The organism is Larkinella bovis (genome assembly GCF_042655385.1).
In the GTDB taxonomy this organism is placed as follows: domain Bacteria; phylum Bacteroidota; class Bacteroidia; order Cytophagales; family Spirosomataceae; genus Larkinella; species Larkinella bovis.
The window spans coordinates 712,749-735,943 of sequence record NZ_JBHSMA010000001.1 but is presented as its reverse complement, the minus strand read 5'-3'; the positions used below and the strand labels follow the sequence as shown (position 1 = coordinate 735,943).

The following is a 23,195-nucleotide window of genomic DNA, read 5'->3' as shown; positions in this document are numbered from 1 at the left end:
TTAGTATTTGTTCATTAAGTCGCTCCCTACCATTTCGTATTCTTCCAGGAAATCAGTATTTTTATCAGTGTATTCTATTACCAACCCAGCGGCTCACAAAAGCTCTTCCAAACACTTGAAATTTATCCATCATCGCAATCTTTGTAAACTCACTCATATCTTATCCGTTAAAGCTGACAGCGATGGGCCGAATACGCGACGATATGCGTTTTATAATCGTTTCCTGATGGTTTGTACCGTAGCCATTTTTCCAAGCATCCGATCGGCATCAGGGTTAAAGTTTGTCCCTTCCGGAACGACCCCCAACCCCAGTTACCAAATTTTCTTTTCAGCAACAATGTCCTATACCAAATCATTTTTTTTCGACACTACCTGTATGCACTGGCGGAAAGCGCTGATGCACCTGGTTTCTGGAATAATTATTTCTACCAGACGTAATTTATGAACACCCTCAGGATCCGAAACGATATATTTTATTTATATTATATTTATGAGATTATATACCGCTCTTTGTCCCTACAGCCACTGCTGATTAGCGGCATCGACGTCAAAAAGGCCAGCTATTTTTTGGGCAGTTCCATTAGAGAGAATTAGGTCAATTAATAGTGATAATCAAATAAGAATTTTTTTTATAAAACTATATAAATTCCTATCAATGAGATATTTATATAAAGTAAAATAAATAAATAGTACCGTTAATTTCTTGTATTATGGAGTGTCAAACAATTATTGAGAATTGCTGGTCAGATCGAAGCTTGCTAAGTGATCCGACCGTTATCCAGGCCATCAAATCAATCATCGATGACTTGGATGGCGGCCGGATCCGGGTCGCCGAGCCAGCCGCTGCAGGGGAGAAGTGGACAGTCAATGAATGGGTCAAAAAAGCCATTCTGCTGTACTTTGTTTCGCAGTCGATGCAAACCGAGGAAGTCGGGATTTTTGAATACCACGACAAAATTCCGCTGAAGAAAAATTACAAAAGCAGGGGAGTGCGGGTAGTACCACCGGCAGTTGCACGCTACGGCTCTTTCATTGCACCGGGTGTTATCCTGATGCCTTCCTATGTCAACGTGGGTGCGTATGTAGATGAGCGTACCATGGTCGATACCTGGGCCACGGTTGGCAGCTGCGCACAGATCGGAAAGGACGTTCACCTGAGTGGGGGAGTAGGCATTGGCGGGGTGCTGGAACCGCCCCAGGCTTCCCCGGTTATTGTCGAAGATGGTGCGTTTATTGGTTCACGGTGTATCGTGGTGGAAGGGGCTCATATCGGAAAACGAGCAGTGCTGGGTGCTGGTGTTACCATTACCGGAAGTTCAAAAGTAATCGATGTAACGGGTTCTTCGCCCGTCGAGCACCGGGGGTTTGTCCCTGCTAATTCCGTGGTAATTCCCGGCAGCATTGCTAAAGAGTTTGCGGCCGGTACGTTTCAGGTTCCCTGCGCCCTCATCATTGGCCAGCGAAAAGAATCAACGGATTTGAAGACGTCTCTTAATGATGCATTACGCGAGAATAATGTAACCGTTTAACGTTTCCGTCTAATCCACAATTTACAAAGGCCAATTTTACATCTGTAATCTTGGCCTTTTCTTTTGTTCACATAAGTTAATTTATACAATTTACAAATCGCAATTAATTAGTTTGTTTATTCTTGTAAACTATTTAATTTTGTAAAAAATTATTGATTATGAATGTAAATGACAAAATTAAACAGTTTCTGAAGGACCGTAATTTAACCCCTTCATACTTCGCGGACGAAATTGGCGTTCAGCGCTCTAGCATTTCCCACATTCTCTCGGGGCGTAACCGGCCCAGCTTCGACATTATTCAGAAAATCATTCGGCGTTTCCCCGAGTTGGGGTATGACTGGATTCTGGAGGATGAATCTCAACCGTTTACAACGGTGAATCCCCGTACACCAGAAACCGCCCAGCCAATCACCCGGAAACCGGCCCAGCAACCCGAAATCCTGGCCGAAAAACCACTCCAGGGTTCGGCCGTACAATCGGCTGTAGCAAAAAATAAAGAAGAAAAAACCATAGAGCGAATTCTCATCTTCTATACCGATGGTACGTTCCGGGAGTATTCTCCGGCCTGAAAGCCGGTATCTTTCTACGCCACCGACCTTCTTACGGTTTCTGAAACGGAACGCATCCGCGTACCAAATTGATCGCTCACAGCTTATTTCCTTTCCGGGCAGCCACTACCGCTGGCGGTTGTCCGGAAAAGACGGCTCGCCCGAAAAAGGTTCTATAAAATAGAAATACGAGTTTTCGATATACCAATTCTACGTCACACGCCCCAAAATCGTCGGCCGGAAATCCAATGTGTCTCTTCCCGTTGGACAATCCGGGAGAACCTATTACCTTTACACCCGGAAGGTGCCGCCTGAGTCTCTGACTCGGTGATGGCTTAATAGGGAAACCGGTGCAAAACCGGTGCTGTCCCCGCAACTGTAAATCCGTAGCAACCAATTTCCTCTTCATGCCACTGTCCTCAAATACCAGGACGGGAAGGCCGAAATCGGTGGATGAGCCAGGAGACCTGCCTTACCAATTTCCTGATCGCTGCATTTCTTTCGGGTGAAAAGAAACCGGTGAATAGTCTCACTACGAAATACGAGTGGGCCAACCTTTTTTCTGATCTGATCGATGATACGGTGTAAAGACGGGATTTTCCTGTCCTTCCTGATTGGTTCGTTTTCAATGGGGTATGGACAAACCAGCGGTCCTGACCAGACGTTGCCAGCGGTAACGGTCCGGGGCACTACGCCCGAACGGTTTTCGGCCGGCCTGAAAATCCAGCCGGTCGATTCACTGACCCTGCAACAATTCCGGTTTCAGACCCTAACTGACGTTCTGACGTACACCACACCCATTGCATTTAAAGTCTACGGGGCCGGTCAGGCGACCAGCGCATCGTTTCGGGGCACCTCGGCGAATCATACTGCGGTCCTCTGGAACGGCATCAACATCAACCAGCCCTCCCTCGGCCAGACTGATTTCTCCACCTTGCCCGTCGCCGGTTTTGACCGTTTGGCCGTTCAGTACGGCTCCTCCGCAAGTGCCGTTGGCTCCGACGCCGTCGGAGGCAGTATCCTCCTGGTGGGAAATCCCCAGTGGCAACAACCCGGACTGACGGTTTCGGTTGGGCAACAGCTCGGCAGTTTCCGGAATTTTGGCACCCAGACCGGACTCCGGTATGTAACGCCCCTCCGAAACAACTGGCAACTCGCTGGCAAAACCTTTTTGTATGTCACCCCGCTCAACAACGACTATCCCTACCGCGAACGGGGTCATTATTTTGTCGAGCAGTCGACTACCAGGCAGAAAGGATTCATTCAGGATCTGTATTTCAAAAACCGGAAAAACCAGCAAATTTCGGCCAATATCTGGCTATCAGACAACGATCTGATCATTACACCACTTGATACGGTGGTTCGGGAGCAAACCCGAACCCAGGCGTACCGGTTTTTGAGCACTTACGAATCCGACCAACTAACGATTCGGCTCGGGTTCTTCCGGGATAAACTGGATTATGCCCGGGGCAATTTCAGGAATCCCAGTCGTTCTGAAACCGATCGACTAATCAGTCGAATTGAGAAAGAATGGGATTTTGGGGTGCGCACCGGCACGCTGAGTTTTCGGGTGGGGGCAGAGTGGTCGCACTACTGGATGCGGGTCGATGGGTATACCCGGCCGCTCATGGAGGAAAACCGGGCGGACTTTTACGCCCTGCTGCGCCTTCAACTCGCCCGCTGGTTACTCTCCGCCAACCTTCGGCAGGCGTTTGTCAGTCGCTTCGATCCGCCCATAACGCCCTCGGTGGGTGCCGAGTATACGGTCACTCAAACGACAAAAAGCAAACTAACGGCCAAAGGATCCGTTGGGCGCAGCTACCGCGTCCCGACACTGAACGAGCGGTACTGGAAAGACCTGGGAAATCCGAACCTGCGACCCGAAGACGGTTTTAATCTGGAAGCGGGTGTTTCGGGGCGCTGGGAACCCGACCCCGCCATTCGGCTAACCTCCGAAGCAACGGTTTTCCGAAACCGGATCGACAACTGGTCTTACTGGAATCCGGAGTATGGATACCGCGTTGAAAACCTTCAGCTCGTGATTGCCCGCGGACTCGAATGGGCCGGAACCCTGCAGTATACAACCTCCGGCTGGCAAACGGGCCTCACCCTTGGTTACGCCCTCACGCGCTCGAGCCAGCAAAAAGCCTATAATGTATACGCCCAGGATATAATCGGTAAGCAACTTGTTTACGTTCCCGTACATACGGGGCGCCTTTCGGCTTACCTCGCCCGGGGCAAAAGCCGGTTGACGGTTCTGTCGCAGATCAACTCCCGGCGCTATATAACATTTGATAATAGTCAGTATCTGCGGGGATTCGTCGTCACGACTATACTGCTCGAAACCCAGGTCAAATTCGGTCCGGTCGAATCCCGTTTGCAGGGGCAGGTTAACAACCTGTTTGATACGGTCTACTTAAACGTCAAGCGAAACGCCATGCCGGGACGCCATTTTGCTCTTCAATTAATCTGTAATCTGAATACCCCAAAACAATGAAAAAAACAAAAACCGCATCAGGGGTTCGCCTGAAACTGGCCCTGGGACTTCTGGTAGCGCTGAACTGGTCCTGTGATTCCGAAAAAAATGAGCCTTCGCCCGTTGTTCCTTTCGGCACATCGGGGGTTCTTGTTCTCAATTCCGGGAATTTCTCCGATAATAACGGGACAATCACGTATTATCCCTCAACGGGTTCGCCATTTTCCTACGATTTCTTCAACCGGGTCAACCAGCGTTCGCTGACCGGTAGCGTGCAGGGCTACACCGAATCCGACGGCAAGGGCATCATCCTGGTCGATAATACGACGGGCGGACAGGATAAGGTTGAAATTGTAGATGCGAACACGTTTAAGTCACTGGCGACCCTTAAATCACCGGACATCGAAAATCCACGCTCGGCAGTGCGGGTCGGAGCCAACAAAGTCTACGTAAGCTGCTGGGATGTATCCGGTGACTTTTCCAATGGAACGTTTTACAAAGATCCGGGCTACGTGGCGGTTGTCGATTTAACCACAAATAAAGTCACCAAAAAAATCCCGGCGGTGAAAGGAGTGGAGACCCTGCTGCTGGTTGGCACCGAGGTATTCGCCGGTTCGAGCGGAGACGCAACCCGGCTGACCGTCATCGACACGGCTACGGATCAGGTAAAAACCGGCATCGAAGTAGGGGCCAACCCGAATCCGGTAGCTTTCGATGCGAACGGGAAGCTCTGGGTACTTTCGGGCCATGAGCTGGTGCGCATCAATCCCCAAAGTAAAACGGTTGAAAACCGCCTGACGATTGGCACGGACAAATCCCGATCTCTTTCTCACTTTGTGCTCAGCGCCGACAAACAGTCCATTTATTTTATCAGCAGTTTCTACGATGCCGCCGATAATTACCGGGAGAAAGGCGAATTACATCGTTTCGCCCTGACCGATACCAGCATTCCGGCTACCACACCCTTTATTAGTAAACTCTTCAGCGGTTTAGCCGTCGACCCCCAATCTGGCATTTTATACGGTGGTTTCACGCCCTCGTACAAACAGGCCGGTTATGTGTTCCGCTACCAGCCCAACGGCACCCTGATCGATTCCGTCAAGGCAGAAATCGCCCCGACCGGTTTTTTCTTTAAGTAGGCTTCTGACGATCGACCATGGTCCACTGGCGATGGTCGATCGTCAATGGTCAGCCAACCTTTAATCCATCTCATGAAAAAAGCCATTATCAGCTGGAGCGGGGGCAAGGATTCGGCTCTCGCTCTCTTTTTTTGTCGCCAGGCCGGCGAATACGATGTCGTGGGCTTACTCACGAATGTCAACACCGAATGGAATCGGGTCAGTATGCATGGCGTCCGGGCGGAACTCATCGAAGCCCAGGCCTGGGCCATCGGGCTTCCATTGTTCAGGCTGAACCTGCCGGGTGACGTTTCCATGGATGCATACAATTCCTTAACCAAAAACCGGTTGTCCGAACTGAAAGCCCACGGAATCACGCACGTTATTTACGGCGACATTTTTCTGGAAGACTTACGGCGCTACCGGGAGCAGCAGCTCCGCGAAATCGGCCTGGAGGCTGTCTTTCCGTTATGGCACCAACCTACAAACGACGTACTGCAAACGTTTACGGCTGCCGGTTTCAAGGCCGTGATCGTATGTGTGAACGAAAACCGCCTGCCAGCTGCCTGGGCGGGGCGTGAACTGGACGCAACAATTGTATTGGAACTGCCGCCGACGGTCGATGCCTGCGGAGAAAACGGCGAGTATCATTCGTTTGTTTACGACGGGCCGATTTTCAAAAAACCGGTTGCCTTCCGGAAAGGCGACCATGTTTCGCGTTCGTATGATTCATCGGAACACTGGGACACCCGGTTTATCTTTCAGGATTTATGGTCTCCGGCATAACGACTAATCGCCGGAACAAGCCCCCAGAGCGCTAATACACCCTGGATTGTTCCACGTGAATCCATAAATCATTGATCTACCCACTCTTACATAATCCATTAGCTATCAAACCCTTATATATGGTTTTTCAGTCCATTTCTCCTACAATAAATTTGTTGTATAATTTATATTATGTTAACTAGAGTTTCACAAAAAGAGAGCGATCGTTACCAACCGCTCTCTTTTTGTTATTTACTTTCGATACAAGGCACTTTCTTCTCTTCGAACTGCTTCAGGATATTCTGCAGGTTCGTCAGGTTGTCGTTCAGATCCTGATCGGAATCTTTCACTGATTTTGCTTTCTCGAAATACGGCAACGCCTGTTTGAACTTCCCACAAACCTGGCCTTCGATTTCTTTCCCGCGAGCCTGGTATTCCTTCATGTCCATGGTCTCGAGCCGCTCCCGAATCTGGATGGCTTCGTTGAAGTAAACCGCACCCAGGTTAAAGTTGGCATCGAAGTTATTCGGATCCACCTGCAGGGCTTTGCTGTAATATTCTTTCACGCTGGCCCGATCGGTCTCCACGGTCTTGGTCAGGTCGGCCAGTTTCTGCTCCTGATTGCCGGCGGCCTGGCTAGCCTGCGCCTGTTCCGCCACCTCTTTCTCCAGGGTCGTGATCTTTGTTTTCGACTCCGTAATCATCTGGTTAACCCGCGTGATCTGATTTTTGATGTCGGCGGTTTTGGGCCGGGCCGACAGTCGCTTCAATTCCGCCTGGGATTCTTTCAGAATGGCTTTTTCGTCTTCCAGTTGCTTGCTCGCATTCGGCCCTTTTTTGGCACTCGACTTCAGTTTTTTCAGTTCTTCCGAGCTATCCCGCAATTTGCCGTCATAAATGTTGGCCAGCGTCAGCAGGTTGTTGACATTATTGGGGTCTTTCGCCAGTTGCTCCTTAATGTTGGCAATCGCGTCATCCATTTTCCCGGACGTTACCAGAATACTGACTTTCTGGGTCGCCAGGTCCTTGCTGTTCGGCAGGTTCGCAATCCCCTTGTCGATCGTGGCCAGCGCCTTCTCAATTTCCTTGTCCTGGTAGTACAGACTCACCAGCGTGGTATACACCGACTGATCTTTTCCGCCATTCGCAATATACCGCTCAAAATGCGCTTTGGCATCGCTCGGCTTTGCCGTATTCTGGGTAAAGATTCCGGCATACAGCGCGGCTGTCGTGTCTTTCGGATTGATTTCACCCGCTTTTGACATCAGTGAGGCCGCATCCGTAAAGTTTTTGGCCTGGTACTTGTAGATGCCCGAGTTCATGAACGCCTGGAACAGCGTCTGCCCTTTCAGGGCTTCTTCCGCTTCCTTGGCCATTTTACCCGGACCACCGGTTTTCTTATCCTTGTCTAATTCGATTACTTTCTTGTAAGCATCGTAAGCAACATTGGCCGCATTTGAATCCAGTTTAATCGCCTGGGTTGCAATGTTTTCGTACGTCTTGGCACGATCAAGCCAGGTTTTAGGCTTTACGGATGATTTTTCGTCGGTAATGGCCTTGTCGCTTTTTTCTTTCTCGCTCTGGAAAGCTTTTTCGGTAAGAGCATCAAGGCCTTGTTGGGCGTAGGCTCCTACGGATAAAAATCCCGCCAGCAGAAGAAACGAGAATCGTTTCATATGAAAAAAATTTGGGGTTGAACGTTGGTTTCTGAATTAATGATGGAAAGTACTGAATAAAATATGGGAATATCAAGCCATTGGCTCAGAGGATGCCTCTTCCGGCCCGTTTGACGGCCCTTCCAGGTCACCGCTGTTCCCCTCCTCTACCTCTTCATCTTCCTCGCGCGGAATGCGGGTCACCGATGAGATTTCGTCGCCGTCGCGCAGGTTAATCAACCGGACCCCCTGCGTGTTCCGACCAATCACCCGCACCTGATCCACGTGCATCCGAATCGCCGTTCCCGACCGGGTAATGATCATCAGATCCTCCGAATCGGTCACTTCCAGAATGCCCACCAGGTAGCCGACCTTATCCGTTACTTTCAAGGTACCGACCCCTTTGGCTCCCCGGTTCGTAACCCGGTATTCGTCCAGCGGAGACCGCTTCCCGAACCCTTTTTCCGACACCACCAGCAACTGGGCATCGTCGCGACCAATACACACCATCCCGACCGCTTTTACGCCCGGTTCCAGGTCAATCCCGCGTACTCCGGCAGCCGTCCGGCCCATAGGACGCACGCGGCTTTCGTTAAAACGGACCGCTTTCCCTTCACTCGACGCAATCACAATGTCGTTCTGACCATTGGTCATACACACATTCAACAACCGGTCTCCCTCCTCTTCATTGATCGTGATCGCAATGATCCCGTTCTGACGCGGCCGCGAGTACGCTTCCAGCAGGGTTTTCTTGATCGTCCCCTGCTCGGTACACATCACTATATAGTTATTATTGATATAGTCGGTATTTTTCAGATCCTTCACATTGATCACCGCCCGCACCTTATCGTCCGTCTCGATGTTGATGAAGTTGGCCAGCGGACGTCCTTTCGAATCGCGTCCCCCTTCGGGCAGTTCATAAACCGGCAGCCAGTACAACCTTCCTTTCTGGGTAAAGATCAGCAGCGTATTGTGCATGGTGGCCATGAACAGGTGTTCCGTGAAATCGTCCTCCTTGGTCTTGGCCGCCCGCGAGCCCACTCCGCCCCGACTCTGCGCCCGGTATTCGGTCAGCGGAGTCCGTTTGATGTAGCTTTCGTGCGAAATCGTGATCAGCATTTCCTCGTCGGCAATCAACGACAGATCGCTGATATTACCGTCACCCAGCCGGTTGATTTCCGTCCGGCGCACATCGCCAAAACGGGCTTTCAGTTCCAGCAGTTCTTCCTTAATAATCTCGAGTTTCCGTTCTTCGCTGGCCAGAATGGCTTTCAGGTCCGCAATCAAGCGGGAAAGTTCCTCGTATTCGGCGATGATCTTGTCGCGCTCGAGGCCGGTCAGTCGTTGCAACCGCAGTTCCAGAATCGCCTTGGCCTGCACTTCCGACAACTGGAAGCGTTCGATCAAGCCGGTTTTGGCAATTTCGGGATCGCGCGAACTCCGGATCAGTTCGATCACCGCATCCAGGTTGTCCAGGGCAATCAGCAACCCTTCCAGGATATGCGCCCGTTTTTCGGCTTCCCGCAGTTCGTACTGCGTCCGGCGGGTGATCACCTCCTGGCGGTGTTCTACGTAATACCGGATCATGTCTTTCAGATTCAGCAACACCGGCCGGCCTTTCACCAGGGCGACGTTATTGATATTGAAAGCCGACTGCAATTGCGTATGCTTGTACAGGTTATTCAGGACGACATTCGGCACCGCGTCGCGTTTCAGATCAAACACCACCCGCAAACCGTCCCGGTCCGATTCATCCCGGAAAGCCGAAATACCTTCTATCTTCTTGTCATTGATGAGCTCGGCGGTTTTTTCAAGCATCACCGCCTTATTAACCATATAAGGAACATCGGTCACAATGATCTGGGTCTTGCCGCGGTTCTCTTCAATGGTCGCATGGGCGCGCAGCACCACCCGGCCCTGGCCGGTCCGGAACGCATTGCGAACCCCTTCCATGCCGTAGATGGTGGCGCCGGTCGGAAAATCCGGTGCCGTAATATGCTCCATCAACTCATCGATGGTGATATCGTGGTTGTCAATGTAAGCGACAATCCCGTTGACCACTTCCGTCAGGTTGTGGGGCGCCATGTTGGTGGCCATACCAACCGCAATGCCCGACGAACCGTTCAGCAACAGGTTCGGCAGTTTGGCCGGCATGACGCTTGGTTCTTCCAGCGAATCGTCGAAGTTGGGCTGGAAATCAACGGTTTCCTTGTAAATATCCGTTAACAATTCTTCGGCAATCCGCTTCAACCGGGCTTCGGTATACCGCATAGCCGCCGGGGCATCGCCGTCGATGGAACCAAAATTCCCCTGTCCGTCGACCAGAGGATACCGCAGCGACCAGTCCTGAGCCATCCGCACCATCGTGCTGTAGACCGACGAGTCACCGTGTGGGTGATATTTCCCCAACACCTCCCCGACAATCCGGGCCGATTTCTTAAACGGTTTATTGTAATTCACACCCAGTTCAGCCATTCCGAACAGCACCCGGCGGTGGACGGGCTTCAGACCGTCGCGAACATCGGGCAGCGCGCGCGAGATAATAACCGACATCGAATAATCGATGTACGCTCCGCGCATTTCGTCTTCAATGTTGATGGGGATAATGTTGGTGGAATTGTTTTTTTCTTCCGTTTCTTCTGCCATAAGAAGTCAATTCTCTGTCCGATAATCCGAACAAAGTGATGGTTAAAAAGTGGAACCGCCCTCAGGAAATCTCTCCGGCGGCTGATGGCCCCATTTGCCAGGTGCCAATCATACAAATATGCAAAAAAACCGCCACAAATAAAAGTATTTACCGCATGAAGTGCAATTTCCGGCCACCCCCCAAATCAAATCCCGCCGATTCTTCCAAACCGGCCTTTTTCGAGAAAAACCGGAACTCGCTGATTGGCACCGCTGGCGAATGATAAAACCACCTTTCAAAAGCAAGGTGGCCTCAAAACACGGTGCCCGGCCAACCCTCCAAATCTTACCAAAACGTAGGTTATTACCCCCCTAAAAGGCCCGTTGCGAGGTTAAACCGCATGATGATGACCGGCAGAATGGCCACGATTTACCCGCCCCGATTTTTTATGCCCCGGATGGCCGGTTTTACGCCCCTCTCTGCACTGCGCGCCCGACCCGCCTTTCGTGCCCTTCCGATCATTATTTTCACGACCTCCCCCTACCCGACCCCATCAAGCGCTGCTACGAACCCGGCACAAACTCCTGCCTGGCCAAACCGGCAGAGTATCAAAAATTTACCCAGCCCATTGATCTAGTCCGGTCGTTCGGACTGAACATCGCCCACATCCTGACGAATCCCTAACCCGTCGGCCAGGTTTGCTCGTCTCCCCTTTCGGCCGGTAGGGAGTACCTATACCATTCGTCACTATATTTGCACATATTTACACCACTATTTTTCAAAACTCTCGGTAAACCTTCCTACGTTTGGAGTAAAATTTGTTAAGTATTAATTACCGGAAAAAAAGCCGTGCGCTTGTCTGGTAATTTTAGATTCTTTTACTCAACGCAGGGAGACGTTTATTTTTCATGAAAAGTCATTTTCCTTCGGGCAGCACCAATCGACAACTTTTCCGCGGCTTCCTCGGTCTGATGGCATTTCTTTTGGTAGTCTGTTCGAACAGCCAGGGCCAATCGCTCCCTGCATCGCCGTTGGCGGTGCAGGGAGTCATCGACCTCCGTACGATTGATTTCGAACACCAGACCATTAACCTGGACGGAACCTGGAAATGGTACTGGCAATCCTTGCGAAAACCCGGTGATCCGGAAAGCCGCTTCGAATACACGCCATTACCCGGCCTCTGGAGCAAACAGACCTGGAACGGAAAACCGCTTCCGACCCATGGCTACGCAACCTACGCCCTGACGGTTTTACTGCCGCCGAATGCCCCCCCGCTCGCGCTGAAAATACGTGATGCCTATACGTCCTACCGCGTCTACCTGAACGGGCAGGAACTGGCCCATAGCGGTATTCCCGGCACGTCGGCGGAAACCACGACTCCCTTCTGGCTGACCCAGGTGAAGCAGATTCCTAAAACCGACACGCTGCAACTGCTCATTCAGGTGGCTAATTTTCACCATTCCAAAGGCGGGATTTATAAACAGCTTACCCTGGGCAAAGCCGATCATCTGCGGTTCCAGTTCAATCGGATCAACGCGCTCGATTTTTTTCTGACCGGTTGCCTGTTCATGGGCGGACTGTTTTTTCTCGGACTGTTTCTGTTTGGGCGACACGATGTTTCTATTCTGTATTTTTCCCTGTTTTGCCTGCTGTATAGTTACCGAATCGTGGGAAGCGATCATTACTCGCTGCATTCGGCGCTGCCAACCAGCACCAGCTGGTCGTTGCTGATTCACCTCGAATACCTGACGCTGTTCCTGGGCGTAACGGTTTTCGTCCTTTATACCTATTCGCTGTATCCACAAGACGTTAGCAAGTGGTTTGTCACCGGGCTCGGCTCCATCAGCCTGGCTTTTGCCTTGACGACGGTTTTCTTTCCGCCCACCATTTTTTCGCAGCTCATTACCCCGTTTCTCGGGCTGATGTTCGTCTACATCGGCTATGCTTTTTACATCTACTGGCTGGCAGCCCGGCGCGGTCGGCCCGGTGCTCCCTATTCGCTGATGAGCACGGCCGTGCTCCTGCTGGTCTTTTTGATCATTATTCTCAAATATTTCCAGATTGCCTTCCCCGAGGATTTGATTTTGTTCTTCGGCTATATCGGTTTCTTCTTTCTGCAATCGCTCGTTCTCTCCTTCCGGTTTGCGTTCATGCTCCGGCAGGCCAAGGAGCAGGCCGAAGAAGGACTGCGGGCCAAGAGCGAATTCCTCAGCACGATGAGCCACGAGATCCGGACTCCACTGAATGCGGTCATCGGTATGACGCATCTGTTGTTGCAGGACAATCCCCGCTCCGACCAGAAAGAGCACCTCGACGTCATGCTTTTCTCGGCCCGCAACCTGCTGCATATCGTCAACGATATCCTGGATTTCAACCGGATCGAAGCCGGAAAAATTACCTTCGAAAACCTTCCCATGGACCCGGTGGATATCCTGCAAAACGTTGTTTCGGCCTTCCAGACTTCCGCCCGGGAGAAAACGCTCGATTTACGCCTGTCGATCGACCCCACTTTTCGGACGCGGGTTTCCGGCGATCCCACCCGGCTGGCGCAGGTCATTTCCAATCTGGTGCATAACGCCATCAAGTTTACGGAAAAAGGCCGCGTACTGGTCAGCCTGAAGGTCGTGAGCCAGACCGAACAGGAGATTACGGTTACGATCGCCATTGACGATACCGGGATTGGCATTGCGCCCGACAAACAGGAGCTTATCTTTAACCGCTTCACGCAGGCCGACTCGTCGCTGACGCGCAGTTACGGTGGCACCGGTTTGGGGCTGAGTATCTGTCGGCGCATTCTGGAGTTGCAAAATGTGGAATTATGCATGGAAAGTCAACCCGGAACAGGTTCCCGGTTTTTCTTTACGCAGACCTTCCCGAAGGCCGCTCCGCTGCCCGAAAAACCGCCGGTTGACGAGCTTGTCGTTGAAAACCGGCCGGTTTCCAACGACAAGCCCCTGCAGGGCATTTCGATCCTGCTGGTGGACGACAACGTCATGAACGTGCTGCTGGCCCGGAGTGTTCTCGACCGGCTGGGGGCAACCGTCGATGTGGCCACCAACGGCCAGGAAGCGGTGGACATGCTCGATTCGTCGAAACACCGGATCGTGCTGATGGACCTGCAAATGCCCGTCATGGACGGGTACGAAGCTACCCGCATCATGCGCGAACGCCACGAAACCCTGCCCATTATCGCCATTACGGCCAGCCTGGCGCAGGAAGTCGGGGATCGGGCGCAACTCGCAGGCCTGGACGAAATCCTGGTCAAGCCGTATAACCCCGGCCGCCTGACGCAGATCATACTCAAACACCTGAACCTTCCGACCTAGGGCACCGGCATTTTGCCGGTGCCATGCTGCGCGCTTGCCGTTTAATAAGTCGCCCTCCGTTGCTTCTGAGCAATTCTTTATCTTACTTTCCAGTCTACCGTTTGCTCAGCAAGGTACCATGGAAAAGCCGGTTGTTTTTATTGCCAGTGCCAATCCGTCATCGGTGATCGATGCGCCTTATCTGAGCGAGGTAAAGGACGAAATCAGGTACATCGATGAGTTGTTCTCGGAACTGGAGTTCGCCAACAAGATCATGTATCCCAGCCCGTCGCTGGAGACCGACGCCGATACCATCCACAAGGCGTTTGTCAAGTTCAGCCAGGAACTGGCCATTTTTCACTACAGCGGGCACGCCAGTCAGTCCAATTTTACGCTGACCGACGGCCAGTACAACCGGGACCAACTCCTGAAACTTCTCAGCGGGAAAAAGCCAAAGCTGGTTTTTCTGAACGGTTGCTCCACCTATGGGTACGTCAACGCCCTGCTCGAACACGGGGTCGAAGCGGTAATTGCCACCTCGACGGCCGTGAACGACGGTCGGGCGAGTGAATTTGCCAAAAAGTTTTACTTCTCCTTCACCCGGTCGCGGAAAACCCTGCGGCAGGCGTTCGACGAAGCGGTTTCGTCCTCCAGTACCTTATCGGCCAAACAATCGCTTTTTCTGCGGGGCGGTTTTTCGACCCAGATTCCCGACCAGCCCTGCGCCTGGGGTCTCTACTACGCCAACCCCGACATTCTCAACTGGGATTTGCTCAACGAGTTGGCAACAGCTGTCCGACCGTCGGCCATCGACCGGCAAAAGGCCTATTTATGCGACCGCGACGGTTACCTCAGCCGGTTTTACCCGAGTTTTGATCTGGATTACCGCCCCGACAACCTGCGTCGGTCCGTACAGCACTTTCTGCTGGTGGGCGAAGACAGCCAGTCGCCCCTGGGGCTGGCCCGGAAACTGGTGTACGAGAAAATCACGAAAGCGCCGGAACGTCGATATACCTACCCGTTCAACCCCAACAACCGCCAGCGGGTGACCGACGACATGATTGCCAAGCTGAACCGGGTGCATTGCGAACCCCTCCGCATCGCCCGCGAGGTTTACAAAGTGGTGAAAGGCGAAAATGCCGACACGGATCTTTCGTTCGATAGTTTTCTGGCTCTGCCGGACGTTCGGCGGAGCGACTACACGATTGTCGCCCTGCAAATCCATTCCGACGATCTGGACGAAAAAGTCGTTCGGTCGATCAAGCAGTTTATCAGCACGTTTCGCCCGGCCCAAACCGCCCCCCCCGCCGAGCCGCCGTACCTGCTCTTTTTCTGGAACATTATTTATGCGCCGAAGAAAGCGCGGCTCTGGGATTTCTTCGGCGGCAACCCCGTTCGGAAACTGCTGGAACCGTTCAAAGCCCCCGGTTTTTTCGATCCCGACGACCTCGAAAACAGCCCGCTTGTGATTCTCAACCGGGGCGATGAGTTGCTAACCGTTCCGGATGGCGAAAAAGATATCCGCAACTGGTTTCAGAACTACCTGAGTGTCAACAGCTACTCGGACAACGATTTCCAGGACGTAAAACAGGTGGTTCCGGTCGACAAAAACGAAAAACTGGATGTCCCGACGCTGGAAACCCGCCTGCTGCGCCTGATTGAACGCATTAATAATCAACCCGACTGACGCTATGTCGATGATCGAAAAGTTTACGTTTGATAAGCCGACCGAACTGGATGCCCCCCGGCTGGAAAAGAATCCGTCCGACTACATCCTCGACTCGGCGCTTTACAATGCCGTCCGGGTGGCGATTCTGCTGAAACAACCCCTGCTGTTAACGGGCGAACCCGGAACCGGCAAAACGCGGCTGGCCGAAAAGCTGGCGGCTGATCTCTACCAGGAGTTTCCCGACGAGTACCTCAGCAAACCGCTGGTCTTTAACACCAAGACCGTTTCAACATCGACGGACCTTTTCTACTTATACGATGCGCTGGGACACTTTCACGCGACCCATTTTGACGCGGCCAAACCGGCGGAAGAAAAATCCGGAACCGCCCCCGCGACCGTGCTGGCGGTTCCGGAAAAACCGCCGGTTCCGGAAGTTGCCAGACACATCCGGCTCCAGGCGCTGGGGCAGGCCATCGTTCTGAGCAACCCGGAGATGCTCGAAAAATGCCCGTATCTCCCCATGCTCGACACCGACGTGTCCCAACCGCGCAGTTCGGTGGTGCTGATCGACGAAGTGGACAAGGCACCCCGCGATTTCACGAACGACCTCCTCAACGAACTCGACCGGTTCCGGTTTCAGGTTCGGGAAGACGGAAACGCCGAATACCGCATCGGCTCCCGGAATATCTTCGTCATCCTGACCAGTAATTCGGAGAAAAACCTGCCGGATGCGTTTCTGCGTCGCTGCATCTTTTACCATATCGAGTTTCCCGGGGAAGAACAACTGAAGAAAATCGTGCTCAGCCAGCTCTTCGGCAAGCTCCCCGACAACGGCTTAAAACCGGCCGAACTCGAAAACCTGATTGAGAAATACATTACCTTTTTCGTCAATTTCAAGAACGAGAACCTGAAGAAAAAACCGGCCACCGCCGAGCTGATCAGCTGGATGTATTTTCTGCGAAACGATATTCTGCGCGGCAAATCCCTGGCCGACGTGGAAGAAACGAAGCGACTGGCCAGCTACAGCATTCTGGCCAAACATGCCGAAGACCTGGCGTTTGCCAGTTCCCGAAACGTCTGATTTGTCCGCCTGACGGCCTATGACACCCGCCCCGGTTTACCGCCCCTTGCCCCTGGGCGAACTGCTCGAGCAGCTTCGGCTGGAGGGTTTTGCCGTAACGCCGGAGGTCTACGCCCGCTGTTTTACCATCGCCAGTGTCTATTTTCTCAACGGTTTAGCCCGGCCGTCGGAGTCCGGTCGATCGCTTCAGGCCCTGAAGGAAATGCTGGGGCCGGTGGTGTCGCGTTCCGATCTGGAACAGGAAAAATTCGGGGCGGTTTTCGACCGGGTGATGCTCGATTCGGCGGTAAACGCCCCGTCCGCTGGCGATCCTGCTGCTCCCCCCAAAAAACCGATACATCCGGCGTTTCTCCGCTGGGGCATCGTGGCCGCAGCCATCCTCCTGCTGGGTATCGTACTTCTTTATTATTCGAAACCAGACTCTCTCCCACCCCCACCACCCGATCGTACCATAACCCAACCGGCCCGGCTGGCCGACCCACGATGCGTCCTGACGATTAAAGTCCAGTCGATAGAAGGCAGCACGATTACCTTCCTGAACGCGAGTCCGGGCCGCAACCAATCCATCCGGTACCGGTGGCAGTTCAGCGACGGTCGGACGTTGACTACGCAGACGGATTCGAGCGTCGTCCATACGTTTCAATCCCTGGATTCTCCGTCCAGCGTGACCATTACGGCTTCCGGCGGAACGTGCAATCAATCCGTTCGCCTGAGTAATTTCTACCGGAATGATAGCCCAAAGACCCCCGATTTTCCGCTGATCGAAGCACCAGCGGTTTTTCAGGCGGTGAACAGCCTGAACCCCTGGGCGCTGGCCCTGGTAGTTTTCCTAAGTATCGGGCTGATCGGCCTGGTAGTGTTCCGGTATTTTTTTACCCGGCGAACCCTTCCGCCCGCCGACGGCCCGCCGTATTTTCTGACCTTCCCCGACCAGGAAAAAGGCATCAAAGTCGCGGATTCGATGGATGTCTGGGCCCGGCAACTGAACCAGCGCGACGAAAGCCAGCGCCTGATGATTCACCTGAGCCGGAGCATCCGGGCCACGGTCCGGGCGGGCGGTTACCCGGTTCTTTTTTACCACGCCATCAAAAGCCGCCCCCGCTACCTGGTCCTGATTGACAACCGTTCGACCTTTCACCAGCAGGCCCGGCTGTATGCCTACCTCAGCAATATCCTGACAGACAGTGATGTGGAACTGGAAACCCTGTTTTTTAACGCTGATCCGCGCACCTGCTGGGGCGAAAAATACCCCCGGGGAATTGCCATCGAAGAGTTGTACCGGCGGCACCGCAGTTCGTACCTCGTTCTGATCACGGAAGGAATCCGGCTGATCGATCACGACCGGAACACGGTTGCCGCCTGGGCAATCAAGCTGTTCGAGGATTGGGAAAAGCGCGCGCTGCTGACGCCGGTTTATCCCGAAAACTGGACCTACGTCGAGAAACTGCTCAGCCGGTTTTTCATTGTCCTGCCCGCCACACCCGACGGGCAGTTGCTGCTGCGCGCGTATTTTCAGGCCGACGAGCGGCCCACCTTTCAGGAACTGCGCCGACGGTTTTCGGTCCCGCCCGGTCAAAAACCGGATCGCGGTTTCTTCGACATTCCGCCCGATGCCCTGACGATCCGCGACATCGATGCCTTTCTGGAGACTGCTTTTGAAAACGAAAACCCGGAGGAATCAACCAAAACGCTCCTGAAACAATGGGCCTACGCAACGGCGGTGTATCCCACCCCTACCTGGGAAATGACGCTGGCCATCGGCAAGGCGATTGAGTCGTCTTACAAAACCGCAACGCTCGTCACGACAACGAACCTGCTGAAACTAACCGCCTTGCCCTGGCTCCAGCAACGCACCCTGCCGGGCCGGTTGCGCCAGGATTTACTGGAACAGTTTGCGCAGTTTCCGCCCCAGCTAAAGTCCCGGATTCAGACCGCTGTGCTGAGCCTGCTGGATGCCACCCGAACCCGCCCCGGCAGTCTGGCCGACGAAGAACGGGAAATGCACACCTACGAAGTCTGGCTGACCGACGAAAACCGAAAACCGGAAGCGCTGCGAAAACTGGCTCCCTATCAGCAGGCGGGTTTGCTAACCGACCCGGCCCTGACGCAGGAAATTCGGCGGACCCGGGTTCAGAAGCAACGGATTACGGTTTTGACTCTGGCCGTCCTGGCGATTTTGCTGTTTTTGGCCGGTTCCTGGGGATTGCCGCAGCAAACCGGGCGTGCCCTGCCCAGGCCGGTTTCGCTGCTGTATACAACCCGCCCGACCCTCGACAGTGCCGCGCGGTTTAATAATGTGGCGGCTACCGCCACCCTTAAAAATCTGGACGATTCTTCGTTTAGGGCGGAAACCGAACGGCTGGCCCGGGCGATTGGCTATTTTCCCGGCACGATTCCGTATCTGGACTATAAAGAAACCGCCAGTTCGACTGGGAAAACGGATTTGGCCAACCGGGAAAAAGAGCGGTACGTTCTCCGGCTAGCGTTTCTAATGGCCTCGCTTCGGCACCGGGTCACGTTCGAAGCCCTGTATAACCTGCACGCCCTGCGGTATGAGTACGGAAAACACCTTCAATTCATAGCCTCGCGCGATCCACTCGATCTGCACGTGTTAAGTCCACGCGGGGAAGTACCCCGGATGGTCACCCCTGTCTCCTGGTTTAACTTCCTGGACGACATCCCTGATGATTCGGTACTGGTTCGTTACATCAAACTACTTAACCAGCCCATACCGGCGGATTCGTCCATCCGGCAAGTGCGTCTGCTGGATAAAAAAACTAATGCGACGGGGGTACGCCTAACACGGCAGACGATTCAAGCCGCCCAACTGGCTGGACAATTCAACCGCGTGAATTTGTATTTGCCCCACGTGCCAGGTCCGAAAAACATCCTCCGGGTCCGGGTTCCCAGCGTCACGCTTTCGCCAGACCGCCAGGACGCTCTGGCCCGAATCGAGGCTGCCCGCATCAAAATGTACTATAGCTTTCTTCCGACGGCCCAAGCCACGCCCGACCCAGCCGTTACTACGCCGAAAAAGCAACCACCAACCGCGGTCAAACCACCAGCGGGTAAACAGCCCATTCGCCGGACACCGCCCAAAAACCGGCCCAGTTCCGCGCCCACTCAGACGCCGGTGCAATCAAAACCGGATTATCCGGATACGGCAGCAAAATCAGCGCAACCGTCACAGAGTTTGCCTTCCACCACCTACCCGGCTACCAGGGAGCAAGCCGCCCAAACGCAGCCGCAAACCCAGGCTCCCGTCGAAAAACGCGGCATTCCGGGTGAATACGGGGTTTTGGTCGGGACACTGGCCCAATCGCGGGTGGTCAATGGTGACCTTTACCTGCTGATCCGGGCCAACAAGGAGGAATACCGGGTCCGTATTGATCATCAGCCGACGAATGCCCCCTCCGATCAGGCGGTCATTGCCATTGCAGAAGGGAGTCTGGTGCAGAAAATTCCCGGTTTTCAACAGTTCCGAACGGCGAACGAAGGCTTTTACCCGCTCGCGAAAAACCGGGCCGCCGGCGCCCTCGATTACCTGCGGACGGACGACTCGTACAAAGACTTTAAGGTTGTCAACAAAATGACGGTTTCGGAACTGACGAAACTGATGCTGTTGGTCGGGCCGCTCAACCTGACCGAAACCCGGCTCGTTGCGGCAATCAAAGAGCTCATTGCCGGCATCTGGAACTCGGCCCGCAGTTATTTCGCGGTTCCGGCTCCGCACGAAACCCGTCCGATCTCCCCCGAAAATTTAATGCAGCAGCTTCGGATACCCGAAAAATCGCAGCCCCGGGTCTATGTCTGGGGATCCCGCTGGCAACCCGGAACCGACGATACGGTTTTTAGACTCCGAAACGGTTTCAACGAAATTCGCTACGTTCACATGAACCAGGGCTCGTCTCCACCCAACCAATCGTACAATGCCCCCTGGCAGGACGGCGGTTTTATTGTTGACGGCAGTACGCCTAAAGCCGTGGCCATCCGGTTTTCTTCCCAATCGACCACCGTGGACGAGAACGGCGATCCGGTCCGGCCCGCCACCGCCAAGTAGGAATTTACGGCCATCGGATCTTACCTTTGTGACCAATTTTCCGGTTTTACCCAACATTTCTCTATGCGAAAGCTTTTCCGCCTGCTTCTTTTCGGGCTGCTCCTTGCCGAACCCCTCCGCGCCCAGACCGTCGGCCAGATTACCGATCCGGTCGAGTATGTGAACGTGCTGATGGGAACGGATTCGAAACCGAGTCTGTCGAACGGCAACACGTATCCGGCCATTGCGCTCCCCTGGGGCATGAATTTCTGGATGCCACAAACCGGAAAAATGGGCGACGGCTGGGCCTATACCTACGCAGCCGACAAAATCCGGGGCTTCAAACAGACGCATCAGCCCTCCCCCTGGATGAACGACTACGGCCAGTTTGCCATCATGCCCGTGACCGGAAAAACCCGTTTCGACGAGAACGAACGGGCGAGCTGGTTTTCGCACAAAGCCGAAATTGCCAAACCGTATTACTACAAGGTGTATCTGGCCGATCATAACGTCACCACCGAAATTGCACCCACCGAGCGGGCCGCCCGCTTCCGGTTTACCTTCCCGCAGACCGACAGTGCCTCGGTGGTGATCGACGCACTGGACAAGGGTTCCTTCATCAAAATCGTTCCCGGCGAAAACAAGATCGTCGGATACACGACCAAAAACAGCGGGGGCGTTCCCAAAAATTTCAAAAACTACTTCGTCCTGATTTTCGACAAGCCGTTTGCGCACCGCACAGTTTTTCGCGGCAAACGACCGGAAAACCAGCTTCTTGAATTGCAGGCCGATCATGTCGGCGCGGTAGTGGGTTTTAAAACCCGCAAAGGCGAGGTGGTCAACGTCCGGGTGGCGTCCTCGTTCATCAGCCCCGAACAGGCCGAATTAAACCTGAACGAAATCGGTTCGGACTCGTTCGAAACGGTGGCCCAGAAAGCCAAAGCCACCTGGAACAAGGAACTGGGTCGGATCAGGGTCGAGGGCGGCACGGTCGACCAGACCCGAACGTTTTATTCCTGTCTGTACCGCTCGCTGCTGTTTCCGCGTAAATTCTACGAAATCGACGCCAGCAAAAAAGTGGTCCATTACAGCCCGTACAACGGCCAGGTGTTACCCGGTTATCTGTTTACGGATACCGGTTTCTGGGATACTTTCCGCTCGCTCTTTCCGTTTCTGAACCTGATGTACCCCACGCTCAACGCCCAGATGCAGGAAGGGCTGGTCAACGCCTACAAGGAAGGTGGCTGGCTACCCGAGTGGGCGAGTCCGGGGCTGCGGAACACGATGATCGGTTCCAACTCGGCTTCGATTGTGGCCGATGCATACCTGAAAGGGCTGCGCGGCTACGACATCAACACGCTGTACGAAGCGGTTTTGAAAAATTCCGAAAATGAAGGACCGCTGGATGCCGTAGGCCGGCGCGGGGTGAAGTACTACAACGAACTGGGTTACGTGCCGTACGACGTGAAGATCAACGAAAATGCCGCCCGGACGCTCGAATATGCCTACGCCGACTTCACAATTTATCAACTGGCCAAAGCCCTGAAACGTCCGCAGGCCGAAATTGACCGGTTTGCCAAACGGAGCCAGAATTACCGCAACCTGTTCGACCCGGCCACGGGTCTGATGCGCGGGAAAAACCGGGACGGTTCGTTTCAGAAACCGTTCAACCCGTTCAAATGGGGCGATGCGTTTACGGAAGGCAACAGCTGGCATTACACCTGGTCGGTTTTTCACGACGTGGAAGGCCTGATCGGGCTGATGGGCGGACGGCAGAAGTTTATCGCCAAGCTCGACTCGGTGTTTACCCTGCCGCCGGTTTTCGACGAAAGTTATTACGGCAGCGTGATCCACGAAATCCGGGAAATGCAGATTGCCGACATGGGCAATTACGCCCACGGCAACCAGCCGATCCAGCACATGATTTACCTGTATAATTACGCTGGAGCGCCCTGGAAAACCCAGTACTGGGTCCGCGAAACCATGAACCGGCTGTACCTGCCCACGCCCGACGGCTACTGTGGCGACGAAGACAACGGCCAGACCTCGGCCTGGTACGTCTTCTCGGCGCTCGGTTTTTACCCGGTTTGCCCCGGAACGGATCAATATGTGCTGGGTGCTCCCCTGTTTAAAAAAGCCACGCTGCAACTCGAAAACGGCAAACAACTGGTGATCAATTCGCCAACCAACAGTGAGAAAAATCGCTACGTCGATGCCGTCAAGGTGAACGGAAAACCGTACGCCAACAACTGGCTGAGTCACCAGGCATTGCTACAGGGCGGAACCATTGATTTCACGATGCGCCCCACGCCCAACCCGCAGCGCGGCACCCAGCCCTCGGCGTTTCCGTATTCCTTCTCGAACGAGAAACGTTGACCGATCAC

The 23,195-nt window shown here is 53.7% G+C and carries 12 protein-coding genes and 1 riboswitch; of the genes, 10 read left to right on the top strand and 2 right to left on the bottom strand.

Going from position 1 to position 23,195, the window contains the following annotated elements; all coding sequences use genetic code 11:
* Positions 1 to 710 precede the first annotated feature (710 nt).
* From ACFPMF_RS03040 to ACFPMF_RS03020, 5 genes are all read left to right on the top strand, one after another.
* Positions 711 to 1,529 (top strand): 2,3,4,5-tetrahydropyridine-2,6-dicarboxylate N-succinyltransferase, encoded by an 819-nt coding sequence (locus ACFPMF_RS03040; RefSeq protein ID WP_379840982.1) that lies wholly within the window; start codon positions 711 to 713, stop codon positions 1,527 to 1,529.
* A gap of 158 nt (positions 1,530 to 1,687) precedes the next feature.
* A complete protein-coding gene (locus ACFPMF_RS03035) occupies positions 1,688 to 2,098 on the top strand; it encodes a helix-turn-helix transcriptional regulator (protein WP_379840980.1) in 411 nt (136 codons plus the stop codon).
* Between the two features lie 264 nt (positions 2,099 to 2,362).
* A riboswitch (cobalamin riboswitch) is annotated at positions 2,363 to 2,566 on the top strand.
* Between the two features lie 85 nt (positions 2,567 to 2,651).
* Positions 2,652 to 4,574 (top strand): TonB-dependent receptor plug domain-containing protein, encoded by a 1,923-nt coding sequence (locus ACFPMF_RS03030; protein WP_379840978.1) that lies wholly within the window; start codon positions 2,652 to 2,654, stop codon positions 4,572 to 4,574.
* Positions 4,571 to 5,692 (top strand): YncE family protein, encoded by a 1,122-nt coding sequence (locus tag ACFPMF_RS03025; RefSeq protein WP_379840976.1) that lies wholly within the window; start codon positions 4,571 to 4,573, stop codon positions 5,690 to 5,692. The genes ACFPMF_RS03030 and ACFPMF_RS03025 overlap by 4 nt, the downstream gene beginning before the upstream one ends.
* A 72-nt stretch (positions 5,693 to 5,764) precedes the next feature.
* Positions 5,765 to 6,457, top strand: coding sequence for a Dph6-related ATP pyrophosphatase (locus tag ACFPMF_RS03020; RefSeq protein ID WP_379840974.1), 693 nt, complete (start codon positions 5,765 to 5,767; stop codon positions 6,455 to 6,457).
* A gap of 227 nt (positions 6,458 to 6,684) precedes the next feature.
* On the opposite strand, the gene ACFPMF_RS03015 is transcribed toward ACFPMF_RS03020, so the two are convergent.
* A complete protein-coding gene (locus ACFPMF_RS03015) occupies positions 6,685 to 8,112 on the bottom strand; it encodes a tetratricopeptide repeat protein (RefSeq protein WP_379840972.1) in 1,428 nt (475 codons plus the stop codon).
* Positions 8,113 to 8,184: 72 nt separating this feature from the next.
* Complete coding sequence (gene gyrA / locus ACFPMF_RS03010; protein WP_379840970.1) at positions 8,185 to 10,737, bottom strand: DNA gyrase subunit A; 2,553 nt, start codon at positions 10,735 to 10,737, stop codon at positions 8,185 to 8,187.
* A gap of 951 nt (positions 10,738 to 11,688) precedes the next feature.
* Here gyrA and ACFPMF_RS03005 point away from each other — a divergent pair.
* The 5 genes from ACFPMF_RS03005 (at position 11,689) to ACFPMF_RS02985 (ending at position 23,187) form a co-directional block, all read left to right on the top strand.
* Positions 11,689 to 14,043 (top strand): ATP-binding protein, encoded by a 2,355-nt coding sequence (locus ACFPMF_RS03005; protein WP_379840968.1) that lies wholly within the window; start codon positions 11,689 to 11,691, stop codon positions 14,041 to 14,043.
* A gap of 34 nt (positions 14,044 to 14,077) precedes the next feature.
* A complete protein-coding gene (locus ACFPMF_RS03000; RefSeq protein ID WP_379840966.1) occupies positions 14,078 to 15,709 on the top strand; it encodes a CHAT domain-containing protein in 1,632 nt (543 codons plus the stop codon).
* A gap of 4 nt (positions 15,710 to 15,713) precedes the next feature.
* Positions 15,714 to 16,772: an AAA family ATPase gene (locus ACFPMF_RS02995; protein WP_379840964.1), complete on the top strand. Its 1,059-nt coding sequence runs from the start codon at positions 15,714 to 15,716 to the stop codon at positions 16,770 to 16,772.
* A gap of 19 nt (positions 16,773 to 16,791) precedes the next feature.
* Complete coding sequence (locus tag ACFPMF_RS02990; RefSeq protein WP_379840962.1) at positions 16,792 to 20,832, top strand: DUF2278 family protein; 4,041 nt, start codon at positions 16,792 to 16,794, stop codon at positions 20,830 to 20,832.
* 63 nt (positions 20,833 to 20,895) lie between these two features.
* Positions 20,896 to 23,187 (top strand): GH92 family glycosyl hydrolase, encoded by a 2,292-nt coding sequence (locus ACFPMF_RS02985; protein ID WP_379840960.1) that lies wholly within the window; start codon positions 20,896 to 20,898, stop codon positions 23,185 to 23,187.
* Positions 23,188 to 23,195: the final 8 nt, after the last annotated feature.